23 protein-coding genes and 1 pseudogene are annotated in these 17,669 nt (G+C 53.5%); 23 read left to right on the top strand and 1 reads right to left on the bottom strand.

The window, feature by feature from the left end; genetic code table 11:
- The 23 genes and pseudogenes from CWM61_RS19630 to CWM61_RS19515 form a co-directional block, all read left to right on the top strand.
- Positions 1 to 149, top strand: a pseudogene (locus CWM61_RS19630) (lysozyme); the annotation flags it as partial.
- A gap of 32 nt (positions 150 to 181) precedes the next feature.
- Positions 182 to 658, top strand: a complete 477-nt coding sequence (locus CWM61_RS19625) for a DUF2514 domain-containing protein (protein ID WP_100631755.1) — start codon at positions 182 to 184, stop codon at positions 656 to 658.
- 226 nt (positions 659 to 884) lie between these two features.
- On the top strand, positions 885 to 1,247 hold the full coding sequence (locus CWM61_RS19620; RefSeq protein WP_100631752.1) for an HNH endonuclease: 363 nt from the start codon (positions 885 to 887) through the stop codon (positions 1,245 to 1,247).
- Positions 1,199 to 1,516 (top strand): hypothetical protein, encoded by a 318-nt coding sequence (locus tag CWM61_RS19615; protein ID WP_014228902.1) that lies wholly within the window; start codon positions 1,199 to 1,201, stop codon positions 1,514 to 1,516. The genes CWM61_RS19620 and CWM61_RS19615 overlap by 49 nt, the downstream gene beginning before the upstream one ends.
- The gene (locus CWM61_RS19610) at positions 1,513 to 1,944 is read left to right on the top strand and encodes a hypothetical protein (protein WP_100631751.1); all 432 of its coding nucleotides are present in this window, start codon (positions 1,513 to 1,515) and stop codon (positions 1,942 to 1,944) included. The genes CWM61_RS19615 and CWM61_RS19610 overlap by 4 nt, the downstream gene beginning before the upstream one ends.
- A 248-nt stretch (positions 1,945 to 2,192) precedes the next feature.
- Positions 2,193 to 2,627 (top strand): phage terminase small subunit P27 family, encoded by a 435-nt coding sequence (locus CWM61_RS19605; RefSeq protein ID WP_012542168.1) that lies wholly within the window; start codon positions 2,193 to 2,195, stop codon positions 2,625 to 2,627.
- The gene (locus CWM61_RS19600; RefSeq protein WP_021462603.1) at positions 2,627 to 4,348 is read left to right on the top strand and encodes a terminase large subunit; all 1,722 of its coding nucleotides are present in this window, start codon (positions 2,627 to 2,629) and stop codon (positions 4,346 to 4,348) included. The genes CWM61_RS19605 and CWM61_RS19600 overlap by 1 nt, the downstream gene beginning before the upstream one ends.
- Positions 4,342 to 4,521 carry a hypothetical protein gene (locus CWM61_RS19595; RefSeq protein WP_020318187.1) on the top strand — a complete coding sequence of 60 codons (180 nt, stop codon included), beginning with the start codon at positions 4,342 to 4,344 and terminating at the stop codon, positions 4,519 to 4,521. Before CWM61_RS19600 ends, CWM61_RS19595 begins: the two co-directional genes overlap by 7 nt.
- Positions 4,521 to 5,780: a phage portal protein gene (locus CWM61_RS19590; RefSeq protein WP_004148010.1), complete on the top strand. Its 1,260-nt coding sequence runs from the start codon at positions 4,521 to 4,523 to the stop codon at positions 5,778 to 5,780. The genes CWM61_RS19595 and CWM61_RS19590 overlap by 1 nt, the downstream gene beginning before the upstream one ends.
- Before the next feature lie 36 nt (positions 5,781 to 5,816).
- A complete protein-coding gene (locus CWM61_RS19585; protein ID WP_100631750.1) occupies positions 5,817 to 6,737 on the top strand; it encodes a S49 family peptidase in 921 nt (306 codons plus the stop codon).
- Between the two features lie 77 nt (positions 6,738 to 6,814).
- Positions 6,815 to 8,101, top strand: a complete 1,287-nt coding sequence (locus CWM61_RS19580; protein ID WP_100631749.1) for a phage major capsid protein — start codon at positions 6,815 to 6,817, stop codon at positions 8,099 to 8,101.
- A 58-nt stretch (positions 8,102 to 8,159) separates the two neighbouring features.
- Positions 8,160 to 8,447 carry a hypothetical protein gene (locus CWM61_RS19575; protein ID WP_100631748.1) on the top strand — a complete coding sequence of 96 codons (288 nt, stop codon included), beginning with the start codon at positions 8,160 to 8,162 and terminating at the stop codon, positions 8,445 to 8,447.
- A complete protein-coding gene (locus tag CWM61_RS19570; protein WP_020317538.1) occupies positions 8,428 to 8,745 on the top strand; it encodes a head-tail connector protein in 318 nt (105 codons plus the stop codon). The genes CWM61_RS19575 and CWM61_RS19570 overlap by 20 nt, the downstream gene beginning before the upstream one ends.
- On the top strand, positions 8,742 to 9,080 hold the full coding sequence (locus CWM61_RS19565; RefSeq protein ID WP_048290172.1) for a phage head closure protein: 339 nt from the start codon (positions 8,742 to 8,744) through the stop codon (positions 9,078 to 9,080). The genes CWM61_RS19570 and CWM61_RS19565 overlap by 4 nt, the downstream gene beginning before the upstream one ends.
- Positions 9,061 to 9,450 (top strand): hypothetical protein, encoded by a 390-nt coding sequence (locus CWM61_RS19560; RefSeq protein WP_017880258.1) that lies wholly within the window; start codon positions 9,061 to 9,063, stop codon positions 9,448 to 9,450. Before CWM61_RS19565 ends, CWM61_RS19560 begins: the two co-directional genes overlap by 20 nt.
- A gap of 5 nt (positions 9,451 to 9,455) precedes the next feature.
- Positions 9,456 to 9,848, top strand: a complete 393-nt coding sequence (locus tag CWM61_RS19555; protein ID WP_014907811.1) for an HK97-gp10 family putative phage morphogenesis protein — start codon at positions 9,456 to 9,458, stop codon at positions 9,846 to 9,848.
- Positions 9,849 to 9,879: 31 nt separating this feature from the next.
- Entirely contained in the window at positions 9,880 to 10,341 is a 462-nt protein-coding gene (locus CWM61_RS19550) for a hypothetical protein (RefSeq protein ID WP_023328090.1), read from the top strand.
- 57 nt (positions 10,342 to 10,398) lie between these two features.
- Positions 10,399 to 10,764 carry a phage tail protein gene (locus CWM61_RS19545; RefSeq protein ID WP_014228914.1) on the top strand — a complete coding sequence of 122 codons (366 nt, stop codon included), beginning with the start codon at positions 10,399 to 10,401 and terminating at the stop codon, positions 10,762 to 10,764.
- Between the two features lie 232 nt (positions 10,765 to 10,996).
- Complete coding sequence (locus CWM61_RS19535; RefSeq protein ID WP_100631747.1) at positions 10,997 to 14,332, top strand: phage tail tape measure protein; 3,336 nt, start codon at positions 10,997 to 10,999, stop codon at positions 14,330 to 14,332.
- Positions 14,332 to 14,670, top strand: coding sequence for a phage tail protein (locus tag CWM61_RS19530; protein ID WP_017880254.1), 339 nt, complete (start codon positions 14,332 to 14,334; stop codon positions 14,668 to 14,670). Before CWM61_RS19535 ends, CWM61_RS19530 begins: the two co-directional genes overlap by 1 nt.
- Positions 14,667 to 15,422: a phage minor tail protein L gene (locus CWM61_RS19525; protein WP_100631746.1), complete on the top strand. Its 756-nt coding sequence runs from the start codon at positions 14,667 to 14,669 to the stop codon at positions 15,420 to 15,422. Before CWM61_RS19530 ends, CWM61_RS19525 begins: the two co-directional genes overlap by 4 nt.
- A gap of 1 nt (position 15,423) precedes the next feature.
- Positions 15,424 to 16,137, top strand: coding sequence for a C40 family peptidase (locus CWM61_RS19520; RefSeq protein ID WP_100631745.1), 714 nt, complete (start codon positions 15,424 to 15,426; stop codon positions 16,135 to 16,137).
- A gap of 113 nt (positions 16,138 to 16,250) precedes the next feature.
- Complete coding sequence (locus CWM61_RS19515) at positions 16,251 to 17,069, top strand: lipid II-degrading bacteriocin (protein WP_106426819.1); 819 nt, start codon at positions 16,251 to 16,253, stop codon at positions 17,067 to 17,069.
- A 25-nt stretch (positions 17,070 to 17,094) separates the two neighbouring features.
- Here CWM61_RS19515 and CWM61_RS19510 read toward each other — a convergent pair whose 3' ends face one another.
- Positions 17,095 to 17,448 (bottom strand): YebF family protein, encoded by a 354-nt coding sequence (locus CWM61_RS19510; protein WP_100631744.1) that lies wholly within the window; start codon positions 17,446 to 17,448, stop codon positions 17,095 to 17,097.
- Positions 17,449 to 17,669 lie beyond the last annotated feature (221 nt).

Genomic DNA, 17,669 nt, shown 5'->3' with positions numbered 1-17,669 from the left:
CCGGTGATCGTAAAGGCGCATGTGAAGCGATTCGCTGGTGGATAAAAGACGGAGGGAAGGATTGCCGGGTGCGCTCCAATAACTGCTATGGGCAGGTAACACGCCGTGATCAGGAAAGTGCGCTGACTTGCTGGGGGATTGACCAGTGAGTGCAGCCTACTTAAAGCCAGCTATCGCCGTAATGATTATTGCTGGTGCCTTTGTTGCTGGTTTAACCTGGAGCGATCGGGCATGGGAAAAGCGGTGGGCAGAACGTGATAGCGACGAATCGTCCCAGGAAGTTAACGCGCAAACCGCCGCCCGGATGATTGAACAGGGGCGTCTGATCGCCCGCCATGAGGCCGTAAAAAATGCTCAAGCGCAAACAGCTGCAGCGCGTACTGCTGCCGCTAATCTCTCTGATACTGTTAGCCAGCTGCGGCAGCAGGCAAAAAAACTTGCCACCCGCCTGGACGCCGCAAGCCACACCGCAAGTCTTGCCGCTACCGTCAGAAGCAAAACAACCGGCGCCACCGCCGGAGTGCTCGCCGACATGCTTGGCAACCTTGCAGAAGAAGCTCGACGGTATGCTGCAATCGCTGACGAACGCTACACAGCAGGAATGACCTGTGAGCGGATTTACGAATCAGTAAGAACGTCTATCCCCAGTAAGGGATAAGATGATGTTTATCCCTTTATGGGGATATCAACTGAATGGCCTCGCATCTGCGGGGCTTTTTTATTCGCAAAAGGTAACGCGATGAAGAACTTAAAAATTGCATACGTAGACGAGAAGCTGGTGGCGATTGAGTGTGACAGATTGTCATGCTCATCGCTGCCCGTTTCAGAGTTTACCATCGACAGTACCGCTTTAACTCTCCCTCAACTCATGCTCGAGGATGCTTATGCCGCCACGAGCTAAACGACCTTGCCGGCACAGAGGATGCGCGACTGTGACCAATGATGTCGGAGGATACTGTGAGATGCATCGGCAGCAACACGCTGGTGATAGCTGGCGTAACTACCAGCCCGGAAAAACTCGGCAGGAACGTGGTTATGGTCGACCGTGGGAAATTAAACGGGCCCGTATCATGAAGAGGGATAAATACCTTTGTCAGAACTGCAGGCGAGACGGTATTGCCACGAAAGCCTCAAGTGTCGACCACATCATTCCTAAAGCTCATGGCGGTACCGATGATGACTTTAATCTGGAGTCATTGTGCTGGACCTGCCACAGCAAGAAAACAGCAACAGAGAGAACCCGATGAAGAGTTTCAAAATTGAATACGTTGATGGCGTTTTGACCGTTCTGGAGACGGATGGTCAGTCACGAATGAATGAAGCCGTGCATGGCATCCATTTTGAGCATGTCCAGGGCGGCCGCCCACTGCTGAAACTGACGATTGCGCATGATATTGCACCGGCACCGGCTGCTGAGTCGGCTCAGGAACCTTTAGTGGGTGAGCTGGTACAGGATCAACAATCTCCGTTTCCCGGCGGTCGTCGTTCCCGCCATCGTAGGGGAGGTAAGCAATGATGTATAAACGCACGGATCTGACGCTCTCCATGTTCTATGCATCCAGCGCTGATGCAGACGGGAACAAAGTGGCTACGTTGACGATGCAGGTAATTGCAGCAGAGGTTGGATCCGTCCAGACCAGCCAGCTGCGATGTATAACCGATAGCGCGAAGAAAAAAACGTATAGCGTAGGTGAACAATCTGTCAGTAATGGTTCCGATCCGTTGCTGGTCGCGATTGAGAATTACTGGCGTCAGAGCACGGATGTCGTCGTTAAAGGATTGATCGCCGAGGTGACCGACTTCATCGCAGGGAACATCAACTCAGTTAGCACCTGGATCGGTCAGTTTGGGATGAAGGTTTTCGAGAACCAGCCATTAGATGAACGGCTTCCAGAAAGCGTACTGCAGGCCGATGGAGGATCTGCTACAGCGACAGGATCCTGACCGCCGGTATAACAACTGGTGTTCATTGAACGTCTGAGATATGCCGGCCCACGCAATGCGAACCGTATTCTCCGCCGGAGTAGCAGGAATGACGACCTCCATCTCGACTTAGGCAGCTGCAGCCAGGGGTAGGGGGGAGCAAATCCCTGACCCCTTTCGCGCTTAGGGACTGCCCGTTGAAGTCTATTTTTACACGCCAGAAATAAGAAACTTTTTTCCGGAAGGTTTCATCTATCAAAGGAACGTTTATGGCCGGAGGAATTCGATCGTCCGGTGGTGGCCGAAAACCCACTTTACCCACCGGGCAAAAAAGCAAATTAACACGTATTGCGCCTCCCGCTGAGTTAATGGGGGAGGCGGCAATAAGAATGTGGAAGACGCAAAGCAAAATACTCATCGACCGAGGGGTGTTTGAGCTGGAGGACGCACCTTTGTTGCTGGCTTACTGCAATGCTTTTCATCTGATGCTCGAAGCCGAAAAAATGCTGGCCAGCGGACTGACCTCAGAAAGTGAAATGGGGGGCCTGAAAAAACACCCTGCAGTTAATGTCCGGAATGACTCGGTTTCCCAGCTTGCCCGCCTGGGCTCTCTGTTGGGGTTAGATCCGCTCAGTCGTCTTCGCATGACCAGCGGACAAAAGGATCCGGATGATGACGGGAATGAATTCGATGAGTTTGACTGATGGCAACCTATCCGAACGTCAATGCAGCGAACCAGTATGCGCGGGATATCGTTGGCGGGAAGATTCTGGCGTGTCAGTTAACGATACTTGCCTGTCAGCGACATCTGGACGACCTCGAACGAGCAAAGGATCCCCACTGGCCCTACCGCTTCGATAAAAACAAAGCAGAACGATTTCTTCGTTTTGCCCAGAAAATGCCTCATACCTCAGGGGAATGGGCCCGGCGTAAACTCCGGATTGAATTTGAAGCCTGGCAGAAGTTCGCTCTTGGCGTACCGTTTGGATGGGTACACAAGAAGACAGGCCTGCGTCGTTTCTCTGAAATCTATATCGAGGTGCCCAGGAAGAACGGGAAATCCGCTATTGCCGCTGCTGTAGGAAATTATATGTTTTGTGCAGATGGCGAGCATGGTGCAGAAGTCTATTGCGGCGCCACGACTGAAAAACAGGCATGGAAGGTATTTTCTCCGGCGCTGCAAATGGTGAAAAAGCTGCCGGCATTGCGGCAAAAATTCTCGATAAAACCTTGGGCAAAAAAAATGACGCGCCCTGACGGTTCGGTTTTTGCGCCTGTGATCGGTGACCCGGGGGATGGTGATTCGCCATCATGCGCCATCATTGATGAATATCACGAACATACTACTGATGCGCTTTACACTACCATGACCACCGGTATGGGGGCTCGTGAACAACCGATGACACTGATCATCACCACCGCCGGCTATGACATTACATCCCCTTGCTATGAAAAGCGTACTCAGGTTGTCGAGATCCTGCGGAGAACCCGTAATGGCGAGGAAAATGAAACCATATTTGGGCTGATTTATGGCCTTGATGACGATGATGACTGGACGACTCCTGAGGCATTAATCAAGGCAAACCCCAACTATGGCATTTCGGTAAAAGCAGATTTTCTCCGGGCTAAACAATTATTGGGTATGTCGACGCCCGGGCAGACAAACAAGATTCTGACCAAGCATTTCAATCGCTGGGTAAGCGCAAAATCAGCTTATTACGACCTGAGAAAATGGATGGATGCAGCCGATAAAAACCTTAAGTTGTCAGATTTTGAAGGGGAAGAATGCTGGCTGGGTATAGATCTGGCCTCGAAAGTTGACCTCAATGCCGTGGTTCCAGTTTTTCGTCGTGAAATAGACGGAATAACACATTTTTACTGTGTTTCTCCTCTGTTCTGGGCACCAGAAGAAACCATTTACTCGCAGGAGACCGCGCTGAAAAGTACCGCAGAACGTTATCAGTCCTTTGTCCGGCAGGGTAAGTTGATCCCGACCGATGGTGGCGAAGTTGATTACAGGCTGATATTTGAAACGATCCTGAAGCTGCGGAATACCGTAAAAATTGCCCAATGCCCCATTGATCCTTATGGCGCGACTTCATTACGTCACATGCTTGAGGAAGAGGGGCTTGAGCCTGTCGAGATAAGACAAAATTTTACCCATATGAGTGATCCTATGAGAGAGATTGAGGCTGCGCTCATCTCGGGGAGATTCCATCATGACGGACACCCCGTCATGAACTGGTGTATTTCCAACATCGTCGGCCAGTACCTTCCCGGAAGTGACGATATTGTGCGTCCCGGGAAAGAAGGGCGGCAGAACAAGATAGATGGTGCGGTTGGTTTAATGATGGGGCTGGGGCGCGCCATGCTTAACAGTTCAGTGATGACATCCGTATATGATGAGGAAGATATAGCATGCTAATTTCAGTTCTGAGTTTTATTGTCGGCCTCACTGGTGCTGGATTGTTATCAGCAGGCGCCTGGCTTATTTCTCCATCAGTGGGATTGATAACAGGAGGGATTATTTGTCTGGGCTGGTCATATATGACAACCCGGGCCTTTTCCTCCGGCGTCAGCAATGGCGGAGGTGAATAATGTTCCTACCCCAGATGTTCAGGGGCCGACAATACTCGGGGAATAGCTTCTGGGAAGCCATGCTGGGCGGGGTTCGTTCAAGCCAGAGCAAAACTGGCATCATAATCACGCCGGAAACCGCTCTTGGACTTTCAGCGGTCCGGGCCTGTGTAACCCTCCTGGCGGAGTCCGTCGCGCAGCTGCCGTGCGAACTTTACCGGCGGGATAAAAATGGCGGGCGCCAGCGTGCGACGGACCACCCGGTTTATGACCTGATTCACTCCCAGCCCAACAGGAAAGACACCTCATTCGAGTATTTCGAGCAGCAGCAGGGGTTGCTGGGGCTGGAGGGAAATTGCTACTCGATCATCGAACGGGACGGAAAAGGCTACCCGAAAGAGCTGATCCCCATTAACCCGAAAAAGGTGATTGTGCTGAAAGGGCCGGACGGTATGCCGTATTACCAACTCCCGGAAGTCGGCGAAATTCTGCCGATGCGCATGATGCACCATGTGAAGGTCTTTTCTCTGGATGGCTATATCGGCAGTTCCCCCATTCAGACGAACGCCGATGTTCTGGGGCTGAATCTGGCGGTTGAGGAGCATGCGGCCGCGACATTCCGGCGCGGGACAACGATGAGCGGGGTGATAGAGCGTCCGAAAGAGGCTGCGACCATTAAAAGCCAGGATGCTATTGATCGCCTGCTGGCGAAATGGACCGAGCGCCATTCCGGTATTCACAATATGTTCTCTGTGGCATTGCTGCAGGAGGGCATGAGCTACAAACAACTGTCGCAGGATAACGAAAAGGCGCAGCTGCTACAGTCGCGGCAGTGGGGCGTGGAAGAGGTCTGCCGGCTCTATAAAATCCCGCCACATATGGTGCAGATGTTGGCGAAAGCGACCAACAACAACATTGAGCACCAGGGCCTGCAGTTCGTGATGTACACGCTGCTGGCATGGCTGAAACGCCATGAGGGTGCGCTGCAGCGCGATCTGCTTCTGCCCAGCGAACGCCGCGATTTGTACATCGAGTTCAACGTTTCCGGGCTGCTGCGAGGCGACCAGAAGTCACGCTATGAATCGTATGCGCTGGGCCGCCAGTGGGGATGGCTATCCACTAACGATATCCGGCGTATGGAGAATCTGCCGCCAATTGCTGGCGGGGACAAATACCTGACGCCGCTCAATATGGTCGACAGCGCGAAGATCCTTCCTGGCGATAAGTCGCCGACAGCAAAACAGCTGGCCGAAATCGAAACCCTTCTGGCCAGAGCCTGATTATTTCCCGCCGCGCGGGATGACCTGGAAGACAACATGACAACGAAATTAATTAACCTGCCGCACCTGGCAGATATGGTCTTTGGCGTGCCGCATTACGTGACGCGGCAAACAATGGACTCCGTGAAAGCGGTGCTCATCCCCCGTATTCAGGGGATCACCGAAGATGCCGCCATTCAGATGGCATTGAATCCGGGTAAATCACCTGCTGCTGAGCAGGTCCAGCCCGCAGGCGGGGTGGCGGTGATCCCCGTTCATGGCATTCTCGTTCCACGCCGGGGGCAGATTACGGCGATGTGCTCCGAGCTGACCAGCTACGAGCGGATCCGCGGGCAGTTGCAGGCGGCGTTAAACGACCCCTCAATCAGCGAAATCGTTCTGGATATTAACTCCGGCGGCGGCGCAGCGGTGGGGTGCAAGGAGCTGGCCGATTACATTTATCAGTCTCGTGACACGAAACCCATCACGGCGATTGTGAACTACAGCGCGTATTCCGCCGCGTATTTCATCGCATCGGCCTGCAGCAAAATCATCGTCAGCCAGACCAGTGGCGTGGGGTCGATTGGTGTGATCATGGAGCACCTCGATACGTCGAAGATGGAAGAAAAAATGGGGCTGACGTTCACCACCATTTACCGGGGAGATAACAAAAATAACGGCACCCAACATGAACCACTGAGTGAAGAGTCGCTGGGTATGTTCCAGGGCATGATCGACGATATGTACGAGACGTTTACGGGGTCGGTGGCCGAATATCGCGGCCTGAAGCAGCAGGCCGTCATTGATACGCAGGCGGGGCTGTATTTTGGCCCTGGCGCGGTGTCTGCCGGCCTGGCGGATGAAGTCTCTGACCCCCAGGCGGCGATCAATGCTATCGCGACAAAGTATCAGCAACCCCGTCAAAAAACCTCCATTCAGATGCAGGCAGCCGCGATGGACCTGCAAACCAAAATGTAACCCGGCGCAAACACAAACCGCGTCACCTTAAGCAGCCAGCAGGCTGCTTTTTTTATGTCTAAAAAGAGAGAAATAAAATGCCACATATTGAAGAATTGCGTCGTCAGCGTGCGGGTATCAACGAACAGGTTCAGGCCCTGGCAACCATTGACGCCAGCGGCGGCACGCTGACAGCTGAGCAGCTGACGGAGTTTGCGAACCTGCAGCAGCAGTTCACTGATATCAGCGCCAAAATTGAACGCCTGGAAGCCGCCGAACGTGCTGCGGCGCTGGTCGCAAAGCCAGTCAAGGCTACCCAGCTTGGACCAGCAGTCATCGTCAAAGCTGAGCCGAAGCAATACACAGGCGCAGGCATGACGCGCATGGTGATGTCGATTGCCGCAGCGAAGGGGGATCTGCGTGATGCAGCGGTCTTTGCCGCTGAAGAACTGAATGATCAGTCTGTATCGATGGCCATTTCCACCGCTGCGGGTTCCGGTGGGGCGCTCATCCCGGAGAACATGCAAAACGAAGTCATCGAGCTGCTGAGCGACCGTACCATCGTCCGTAAGCTGGGCGCCCGCTCCATTCCGCTGCCTAACGGTAATCTGTCGTTACCGCGCTCGGCTGGCGGTGCAACGGCCAGCTACACCGGCGAAGGAAAGGATGCCAAATCGTCTGAATCAAAATTCGACGATGTAAAACTGAATGCCAAAACCATGATCGCCCTGGTCCCGATGTCGAACCAGCTGATTGGCCGCGCCGGTTTTAACGTTGAGCAGCTGGTCCTGCAGGATATTCTGACCGCCATCTCTGTTCGTGAGGATAAAGCGTTTATGCGCGATGACGGTACCGGCGATACACCAATTGGTATGAAGGCGCGTGCGACGCAGTGGAACCGCCTGCTGCCGTGGGAAGCGGGTTCCACGATCAACCTGAACACGGTTGATGAGTACCTGGACAAGATTATTTTGATGGCGATGGATGGCAACAGCCTGATGATCCGTTGCGGCTGGGGTATGTCGAACCGTACCTATATGAAGTTGTTTGGCCTGCGTGACGGCAACGGCAACAAAGTCTACCCGGAAATGGCGCAGGGGATGCTCAAGGGCTATCCGATTCAGCATACCAGCGCTATTCCGGTTAACCTGGGCGAAAGTGGCAAGGAATCGGAAATTTATTTCGCTGACTTCAATGATGTTGTTATCGGTGAAGATGGCGCCATGACGGTCGATTTCTCCAAAGAAGCCACCTACCCGGATGCCGAAGGAAACCCAGTTTCCGCGTTTGCGCGAAACCAGTCGCTGATCCGCGTCGTCCTCGAACACGATATTGGCTTCCGTCATCCGGAAGGCCTGGTTCTGGGTACCGGCGTCCTGTTCTAACCCCCCCCTCTGTTAATAAAGCCCGCATATGCGGGCTTTTCCCTTTAAGGAGAATGCTATGGCTGCGAAAAGTAAAGCAGTAGAGCCGGAAGAAACGGTCGTACAGGACAACCATGCGACCGAGGATGTACAGGTCAACCATGCGACCGTGGTCGCACAGGCAGAACGTAAATCAGTTGTGTTCCTCGGTCCGCATAGCCGTTATTCCCGTGGTGATATCGCGTGGTTTGAAGGATCGCACGCCGAAGAGCTGGTTAAGCGCCGTATCGCGGTATGGCCGAAGGATGCCGAACGCGCGCTGAAACCGAAGCCGGGAGACAGCGATTTTGATACTGACATTGGATGATGTGAAAACCCAGCTACGCCTGGAACTGGATTTCACGGAGCATGACGCCATGCTCACGCAAATGGTGAACGCCGCGCAGCGGAGCATCGAGCGTGATTATTACTGCAAGCTGGTCACCAGTGATGAAGAGCTGCAGGCACTCCCGGAGACCGTCCGCGGATTTATCGCGGATGAAGATATCCGGCTGGCCATTCAGTTTCTGGTCAGCGATGCGTATCTGAATGGCCATACCGGACAGTGGCTGGAAACCGCTGCGGTGAGGCATCTTCTTTTTCCTCTGCAGGAGCATACGCTATGAACCTGAAACCGGGAGAAATGACCTGCCGCATTGTGATTGGCTATATGCAATCCGGGCGGGGGCCGCTGGGCGAACCTCTGCCAGAAAAGCTGGTTGAGACGGGGAAAGCCTGGGCGAAGGACGAGCTGGTATCCGGCAGGAAAGTCCGAACGCTGGATCAGCAGCAGGTAGTGGAAACCCGCCATTTTACCGTCCATCCAGGGGTTCTGGTCGACCTAGACTGGAAAATCACGACGAAAAATTTGGTTTATACCGTCCGGAATATCGACCGCAAAACGGACCGGATCATTATCACGGGGGAGGCCGACGGGCGGCATGATAGAGCTGGCGATTAAGGGTGCGCTGGAGCGCATCACCGGCATGAATGCGTATCCGCTTTTACTGCCGGACACGGTCCAGGAAGGTGCGACCTTTCAGCGTATCTCTGACCCGGAAATGGTCTCGGGAATGTTGCGAACGGGGATCGTCTCAGCCCGTATCCAGGTGAATCTGTACCGTCTTGATGATTACACCTCACTGCTGCAGCTGGATAAAAAAATCTGGACGGAACTGAAGTCCGTCGTTCATGGCCAGCTGGAGGGTATTCCGGTTCAGTATGTGGAGCGAGGCGGTATCCATCAGGATAAAAACCAGCTGACGAATCGTCGCATTCAGTATCGCCTGACCCGCGATTTCATCATTCACTACGTGGAGGACTCCTCGTGATCCGAATGGAAGTTAAAGGGCTGGATGAGCTGGAGCGGCAGTTAATGGCCCTGGGCGAAAAAGTGGCGACGAAGGTATTGCGGGATGCCGGGCGCGAAGCGCTAAAGGTCGTCGAGGAAGATATGAAGCAGCATGCCGGCTTTGACGAAACGTCTGCCGGGCCGCACATGCGGGACTCAATCAAAATCCGCTCTTCCACCCGCAAGGGTAAAGGGAACGCGGTTGTAACGCTCCGTGTCGGCCCCAGCAAGCAGCACCATATGAAGGCGCTGGCGCAGGAGTTTGGCACGGTTAAACAGGTTGCAGACCCCTTTATCCGACCCGCCCTGGATTACAACCTCCAGACCGTTTTGCGCGTGTTAACCGTGGAAATCCGAAACGGCATTGAAAACAGGTAGCATCCGCTGCCGTATAAAAAGAGAGAGAAACATGGCTGATAAAACTTCGCCTGAATATGCGATGTTGCCGGCGGGCACCATTGTGAAATACGGAGAGCCTGGCGCTGCCACGTCAGCGCTGAAACCGCTGATTAACTGTAAAGCGCTGGGTGCAATGGGGCAGACGGGGGGCTTTGTCGACTGCACCACGTTACTGGATAAGCAGAAACAGTCCATCAGCGATCTGCCTGACGGGCCTGAAAAGTCGCTGGGCTTCATTGATGATCCGGGCAATACCGATTTTGCCGCGCTGCTGAACGCAGCAGAGGCCCGCAAGACCATCCAGTTATACGTCGAATTACCCAACAAGCGAACAGCGACGATGCTCCTGGCGCTGTCCGGGTGGCAGATGAATGAAATCGCCGCTCCGGCGAATGAGGTCATCCAGATCACTGTTCAGGGTAAACAGAACAAGATCGCCTGGGGAACCGTCGCTGTCTCCGGCGGTGCCTGATTAACTTAACCTTTAAACAGCCACCTTCGGGTGGCTTTTTATTTTTAAGGACTACCTGTGAAAGATAAAGATTACCTGTCCACGCTGAAATCCGCGTTGCTTAAATCGGAGCCAACCGTCATTAAAACCGAGTTATTTGGCGCCACCGTATTCATCCGCCGCCTGACCGGGGATTACCTCATCAGCTACGAAGAGAAAATGGCTGAAACCGCAAAAGCTGGCGCAGCGCGCGAGGCATCGGAGCAAGTCATCCAGATCGTCATCGATGCACTGGTTCAGCCGGATGGAACGGCCATTCCGGATGAATTTAAACCCACGGCAGCCGAGCTGCTGAAGGCCCATGAAAACCCCGAACTGCTGGCCGCAGTGGAAAAAGTGAAGCAACACGCAATTGGCAAGCTGGAGGAAGCGGAAAAAAACTGAGTGACTCGCCCTGGCTTGAGCTGATCTTCTGGCTGGCCGACCGCTGGGGCGAGCCTGACCCATCCAAAATTGCCGCATTGCCGGCAAACACTCTGTACCACTGGCGAGCCTACTTCCTGAAACAGGGCACTTTCCGCCGTCCTGGCGATGAAAACGCGCCACCTACCGAAACCACACCTGCGCCATCCCGGGTCGATGATGAATGCGCGGCAGTCATGAGGGCATTAATGTAATGGCAGACGTCGCATCTTTAGCGGTCGGGCTGCACCTGAACGCAGCCAGTTTTAAATCCCAGCTGCTGGGAGCGTATGGCGATGCGGAGAACCAGTCACGACGGTTTAACCGTAATGCCCAGGCGGACGCGAAAAAGACGGAGGACGCCTATAAGAAGGTCGGTCTGTCGATATCCGGGATGGCCAGCCGGCTGGCGGGGCTGGCAGGAGCCGGCCTTTCCATCGGCACGATCGTCACCACGTCCAGACAATATGGACAGGCATTATCAGACCTGCAGGCCATCACCGGTGCGACTGCTGCTGAAATGAAAGCGCTGGATCTGGCTGCGCAGGAAATGGGGCGCACGACAGAGTACAGCGCCAGCCAGGCCGCCGAGGCGTTAAAGCTGATGGCGTCGGCTAAACCGGAGCTTTTAAAAACGTCCGATGGACTGCAGAAGGCTACGAACAGCGCGCTTATCCTGGCGCAGGCCGCCGGCACAACGCTGCCCGATGCGACCAGAACGCTGGCGCTTTCCTTAAACCAGTACGGGGCGAGCGCGCAGGAAGCGGATCGTTATATCAACGTACTGGCCGCCGGCGCGAAGTACGGGTCGTCGGAGATTGTGGATACGGCGGCTGCCATTAAAAATGGTGGCGTCGCAGCCGCACAGGCCGGCGTTGGTTTTGAGCAGCTGAATGCCGCGATTCAGGTGCTGGCAGAGCGTGAAATTAAAGGCGGTGAAGCCGGCACGGCGCTGCGTAACGTCATCCTGAATCTGGAAAAGGGCACGGACAAGAGCCTCAAGCCGTCCGTGGTTGGTCTCAGCCAGGCGCTGACCACTCTTTCCGGGAAAAATCTCTCCACGGCCCAGGCCGTAAAACTGTTTGGCGTGGAGAACCTGAATGCGGCGTCTATCCTGGTCCAGAACCGTTCAAAGCTTGATGAGCTGACCGCTTCCCTGACCGGTACCAAAACGGCGCATGAGCAGGCATCCATCAGGGTTAACAACCTGAACGGCGATTTGCTGGGGCTGAGCAGTGCGTTTGAAGGGATGGTCATTAAGATCGGCCAGAGCAGTAACGGGCCACTCCGCAGCGGGATTCAGGTTGCCACGGAGGCACTGAACAGCCTGGCAGACAATTTCAACACCGTCTCCAGCGTGGCGCTTTACAGCCTGATCCCCGTGTTATCCACGAAACTGACTGCAGGGCTGCGGGAGAATATCGCGGCCTGGCGGGAAAGCCAGGCGGCGGTAAAAGCGCGGGCGCAGGCTGATGCGGATATTGCCCGCAAAACGCTGGATTCGACAGCTGCCATCCTGAAACAGAACGACGCTGAGTTTGGCCACTACCGGCAGATGGAGCGGACGGCTAAACAGTACGGGATGAATATCAGTTACCAGGATGAGTTTACCCGGCTTATCCGGCAGGAAACTGAGCAAACCAATCTGGCCAGCCAGGCGAAACTGAAACTGGCAGCGGCAAACCGGCAGATGTCGATATCGGCCCGCGCGGCTTCCGTTGCGGTGGGGCTGGCAAGAGGCGCATTAAATTTAATCGGTGGTCCGTTCGGCGCCGCGATGCTGGCCGGCTCAGGCATTCTTTACTTTCATGAGAAGGCAAAGGAAGCCCGGCAGTCAGCCATTGATTTAAAAGATGCTGTAGTGGAAACCAGTGAAGCGCTGATGCGCCTCTCGCTTAACCAGTTAAATGTGAAACAGTTCGACCTGGAGGATCAGTACGAAAACCAGGTCGTGCAGCGTAACCAGTTGATAAAAGAGATTCAGGATGCCGACAGTCGTATCGGTAGCCTGAAAGGGTTTGACCCCTTCGGCCAGCTGGAAGGGGTGACAAAAGACCAGACGCGGGCGCGGGCGGATCTCGATAGCGTTAACGAGGGACTCCGCAAAACCGAGGAAAACATTAAGCGAGTCAGTGATGCAAAAACACTGGCTCAGCTGGGTTTATCGGGAAAAATAACCTCCCTTACGGACGATCTGAAAGGAGCGTTAAGCACGCCCCCCAAAGAGACCGGAGATGGAAATCCCTGGGGCGGCGATGGCGGTACCGGCACGGGGAAAGGCAGTAAGTCCCAGGTCGACCAGTTTAAAACGCTGCGGCAGCAAATTGAACAAGCCCATGCGTCCAGCCTGGCCAGAATTAACCTGCAGGAAAAGGATAGCAACAGGGAGCTGCAGGAAGCGGCGAAGAAAAATGGTGCCAGTGATGCTGACCTGCAGCGCGCGCTGTTAATGAATGCAGAGAACTACCAGAAACAACGACTGGATCTGGCTGCGCAGTATTCCCCTGCCCAGGAAACTCTGCGAAAAGAGCTGGAAGCCAGCCGGGACCAGGCTGAGCTTTTCAAAGCCCGCCTTCTTGATGAAAAAGAGTACCAGGCCGCACGAATAACGCTGGCCAGAGATACTGCTAAAGAGCTGCTGCAGGCGCATGCCGATGAAATCGCTGCGCCGGCACTGGATATCGCCGGCGAAGTTGATCCACTGGTCTCGCTGCGCAATCAGCTTGCGCAGCGGCAGGCATTGCTGCAGGCGTACTACCAGGGCAGCGCGATCAGCAAAGAACAGTACGAAATGCTGATGCAGAAGGCGACGAAAGAATCCGCCGATGCGCAGTATCAGACGTCACTGGAGTTATACCGATCACAGGGAGAATTCCACAGCCTGGCCGTCGGGTTATTTGAAACGGCCCATGAGCGCTCAAGCAACTTCCTGACGAGCATGCTGACGCGGACGAGAAGCTTTAAGGAGAACATGGCTGATCTGTTTTCCTCGCTCACGCAGTCGATCATAAAAAACCTCGTTGATATGGCCGCTCAGGCGCTGGTCACCAGTTTCGTCATGCAAACCATTATGGGCGTGGTGGGCGTCGGGACCAGCGTTGTCACGGGCGCTGCGGGCGCAGGCTCGGGGACGGCGATCCAGAATGCCGCCAGTAACTTCCAGTTCAACGCCAAAGGCGGCGTTTACGACTCGCCGTCGCTGAGCGCATACAGCAACCAGGTCTACGACTCTCCGCAGTTCTTCGCTTTCGCAAAAGGGGCCGGCGTATTTGGCGAGGCCGGGCCGGAGGCCATCATGCCGCTGACGCGTGCCGGCGATGGTTCGCTGGGTGTACGCGCTGTCGGTGGTGGTCAGAACGCCGGCGCGTCGGAAGGGCCAAAAGTCTTTATCACGATTGAAGGCGGAAACACCTCAACGCAGGCGCCGTCTGGTTTTGAGCAGTTTGGCCAGCAGATCGGCTCGTTTGTGGAGAAAAAATACAGGGAGCTGATGGCGCAGGATATGCGCCCTGGCGGGATGGTCTGGAATGCAGTTAAAGGGCAACGTTGATGGCTATTGAGATATTCACCTGGAGTCCGCGGGTTAATCCCCAGCAGACCGTTAACTTTCGTGTCCGGAAGGCGCAGTTCGGTGACGGGTATGCGCAGGTATCCGGCGATGGTATTAACACCCGATCACAGGATTGGGAGCTGAGTTTTGTCGGTACGGAGGACTATATCCGTCCGATTAAGCAGTTCCTCGACCGACATGCCGGCACCCGTGCGTTTCAGTGGACCCCGCCTCTGGAAGAGGTGGGGCTTTACCGCTGCGAACAATATAAACCGGTGCCGCTGGGCGGCGGAAATTACTCACTTTCAGCCACTTTTATTCAGGCATTTAAACCATGAGCCTTAACGCGAATTATCAGAAGTTAGAGCCAGGCGATGAGGTTCGTCTCCTGGAGATCGATGGTCAGGCGTTTGGCCTGGATGAGGTTTTGTATTTCCACGGCTATAACGTTCCCCATACTGCAGCCGAAATCCTCGCCGCTGGCGGCGACCTGGATAAGCTGCCGGCGAAAAGCATCTGGTGGCAGGGGCGGGAATATAAAGCATGGCCATGTGAAATCGAAGGGATCGAGTCCTCCACCACGGGCAACGACGCGCAGCCAACGCTGCGGGTAGGGAACATCGACGGAAAGATATCCGCGCTCTGTCTCCATTACGACGATCTGGCTCTGGCGCGGGTTGTCATCCACGACACGCAAAAACAGTATCTCGATGCGAAGAACTTTCCGGACGGGAATGCCTCAGCTGATCAGACTCAGGAGAAACGGCGCCTTTTCTTCATTGACGTAAAGCATTATGAAGACGATGAGAAGGTGGAATTTACTCTCTCCAGCCCGTTTGCCCTGCAGGGGATTATGATCCCCACTCGCCAGCTGCATGCGATTTGCACCTGGTGTATCCGCAATCAGTACCGCAGTGGTAATGGGTGCGACTATGCCGGCACCCGGTATTTTGACAGGAACAATCAGCCAGTTGATGACCCGTCGCAGGATGTCTGCAATGGAACGCTCACGGCCTGCAAATTACGTCATGGTGAGAATAGTGAACTGCCGTTTGGCGGGTTCCCCGGTACCTCATTAATCAGGAGCTGATATGCGTCAGAAAACGATTAAGGCCATCCAGGAACATGCGGCGGCAGAATATCCGCGCGAGGCCTGCGGCCTCGTCGCCCAGAGGGGGCGAGCGGAGCGTTATTTCCCCTGCCGGAACCTGGCCACAGAGTCGAAAGATAATTTTGTGCTGGCGCCGGAGGATTATGCGGAGGTTGAGGAATGGGGAACGATCACCGGTATTGTTCACAGCCATCCTGATGCCACCACCCAGCCGAGCGAACTGGATAAAGCGCAATGCGACGCGACCCTTCTCCCCTGGCATATTATCAGCTTGCCAGAAGGCGATCTCCGTACTATCCACCCGCGTGGTGAGTTGCCGCTCCTCGAGCGACCATTCGTGCTGGGCCACTACGATTGCTGGGGCCTGGTGATGAGCTATTTTCGGCAAACCCACGGCATCGAGCTGCACGATTACCGCGTCGATTATCCGTGGTGGGAAAAGGAGTATCCGGACAATTTTTATCAGGAATGCTGGTATGAATGCGGGTTCCGTGAGTTTGATGGTCCACCGCAACCGGGTGATATGGTGATCATGCAGGTGCAGGCAGATAAGTGGAACCACGCCGGGATTCTGCTGGAAGGGAACCTGCTGCTGCATCACCTATATGGCCATCTCAGCAAGCGCGTGCCGTATGGTGGGTACTGGATTGAAAGAACAATGAAAATTGTTCGACATGTTTCATTTCTGGGATGAACAACTTTAATTTTATTAACATTGACACCTGCTTATCCAAGGCTTAATATCAACTGTACTGTATATATGTACAGTATTTTTTTGATATTTTAACCGTCAAAGAGGAATTATTTATGTCTGGCGAAACAATGACTGTCACCGCATCTGTCCCTCCTGTTGGCAACCTGTCATATGGTGGGGGCATGTTTAGTCCAACCATTTCTGGTCCATCTGAAGGGCAAATTTTTCTACAAGTTACTCTTCCTTATTATCAGTCTGAAAAATTTTGTGCGGATCAGTTGAACTGGCTTGTTCAATATATTAAAAAACATGGAGCCTCAGACCCCATGACGATTCAGGTCGCGGCTAATAATATTCGTTACCTCTGTAATGCTGATACCAATCTGGTAAAAAACCCGAAAACTCTTGTTTATGACGCTTTTCATAGTCGCTCTCCAGCTCCAGCTAATTATGATTATCGTTCGATGAACCTTAAGCAAATGAGTGGTAGTGTAGTAACGCCGGGAGCAGCGTTTGCACATTATCTTTGGGGTAATGGTGAAACCCGATTTGTTAATTTACCTGATGTAGGTTTAAAAGTTACACCACAACAAATTCCTGAGCTAATGAAACTGGTAAACAGTGGTGTCACTGGCGCGATCCCTGTTTCTGTTAAATTCAGTAGGGATACATCAACGGATAGCATTACCGCTGGTGCTTATCTTGGGCATATTACACTTCAGACAGAAGGTACCCTGAATGTCACGGGTAATGGTGCATGGACTTACAATGGTGTGATCAGAGCGTATGACGACACATATGACTTCAATCTTGGAAACTTCCGCGGACCGATAGCTGAGTCTTTGACTTTCTTGGGCAGTACATTCTCTGGTAAGCCATACCAGATTTCACTGCCCGGTCAGATTAACATTTCTGGTTCAGGAAAACGCTAAGCATTCCCAGGGGCGGGAAACCGCCCTAAGGTTCTGAGGAATACTCAATTTTACCAGTATCACAGGTGTAGATACCTGTGAAATTGATCGTTCCTTTGGTACCACTGGCAGTAAAAGGTACCGATATTGTCTTGTCGGCGGTGTCCGTCCCTCTTTCAACCTTATCCCATGTTAATTCTGGGGTTAAAGTTCCTAGCTTCTCCTGTGCAGAAGGGTAGCGAGGTAATAATCTATTAAAATCTGCCTGTACTTCTTGTAAGGCCTGCTCGTCCGTGACTTCCTGGCATAGTCTTACTGGTTTGAATGGCCATTCAATCAAAACGTATAATATAGCTATTATCGCAATGACACTTATGCTGTATTTTTTCCATTTCTGCATAGAGATACCCTTTCGCTGTTTTATCCTATTAAGCATGGTGCAGGCTGAGTGTAAGATAAAGTAATCGCAAATTCAATGTACGAGGGCATTAGTTTAAAATAATTCGACGATGATTATAGGGCAGGTGACCATTCTGTTAGAACATTGCATTGTAAGTTATTGATTTATCTTTCGCTTAATTATTTACGGCGTGGCGTAATGAATGGTTTTTAAAATGGTAA

The sequence above is a fragment of the Klebsiella sp. K-Nf6 genome (assembly GCF_002806655.1).
Classification (GTDB): domain Bacteria; phylum Pseudomonadota; class Gammaproteobacteria; order Enterobacterales; family Enterobacteriaceae; genus Klebsiella; species Klebsiella variicola.
Note: the sequence above shows the minus strand (reverse complement) of the source record. Positions and strands in the feature narration are given on the sequence as shown.